At 47.6% G+C, this 1031-nt stretch carries 1 pseudogene; it reads right to left on the bottom strand.

What is annotated here, in order from left to right:
- A pseudogene (locus R8O70_RS26320) lies at positions 1 to 954 on the bottom strand (hypothetical protein); the annotation flags it as partial.
- Positions 955 to 1031: the final 77 nt, after the last annotated feature.

Genomic DNA, 1031 nt, shown 5'->3' with positions numbered 1-1031 from the left:
CTTAACTGGATTACCTTGGTCATCGTAAATCAATTCAGAAACATGCTCTGCCGTTAGACCGTCAACAGGTTCACCATTGGCAAGGATGTAGACGTCTTTGATCTTCTTATCGAAAGTCGCATAGAAGAAGATTTTTTGGTTTTTCGCCCAACCAGAGAAGTGTGCTGCATCGCGCTCGCCCGTGATGGTATGACCGTCTTCGCTCACCATCAGTTTGTTGCGCAGAGAGGTCGAACCCCAGTCACTGTTTAGGATGGAGTTGAGGTCAATCTTCAAACGTTGTGGTTGATCTTGCGGGTAGGTGTAACGATGGAAGCCGACACGTTCAGAAGCCGTAAGCTCAGCTTTGATACCGTTCTCAGCAATTTTCACCGAGTAGTAACCCGCTTCTGCCACTTCTGAGGTTTTGTCCATCTTGACCGAAATCGCTTCGCGGTAATCGTCGCTGTCTTCGATGTATTTAGCTTTATCTTCGGTAAACGGCAGGAACAGAATGTCACCTAAACCGCCCATACCCGTGCCGGATAGGTGAGTGTGGGAGAAGCCAAATAGGGTCTTTTTATCGAAGTGGTAACCTGATGAAGAGTGCCAGCCGATCAACTCAGTATCTGGAGAAAGCTGCACCATGCCGTGTGGTGTGGTTGCACCAGGGTAGGTGTTGCCTAGGTTACCTGTGCCGATGAATGGGTTGACGTAGCGTGTTACGTCCATATCGGCGAAATCTACCGGGATGTGAACACCCATGTCGATTTCAGGTGTTTCTGGGTTTGGCTTGTCATCACAGTCGCCATCGCCAACTGGAGGACATACTGGCTTGCCACCGTCAGGAATATCCGGCAGTGCAGGGTTGGTGTCACCGCCTTCATAAATGTTGGTTGTGTCGTCGTTACAGCCAGTCAGACCGACTAGACCACTGAGAACTGCGCAAGCGAGTAGGGAAGGTTTGAATTTCATTTTTAAAGCCTTGTAAATTGTAGGGTTATATAATTAAAAAAATCAGGGGTATTACTAAAACTTAAAAACTTGAAATA

Origin of the sequence: Vibrio sp. 779(2023), from assembly GCF_033344285.1 — a bacterium.
Classification (GTDB): Bacteria; Pseudomonadota; Gammaproteobacteria; order Enterobacterales; family Vibrionaceae; genus Vibrio; species Vibrio alginolyticus.
Note: the sequence above shows the minus strand (reverse complement) of the source record. Positions and strands in the feature narration are given on the sequence as shown.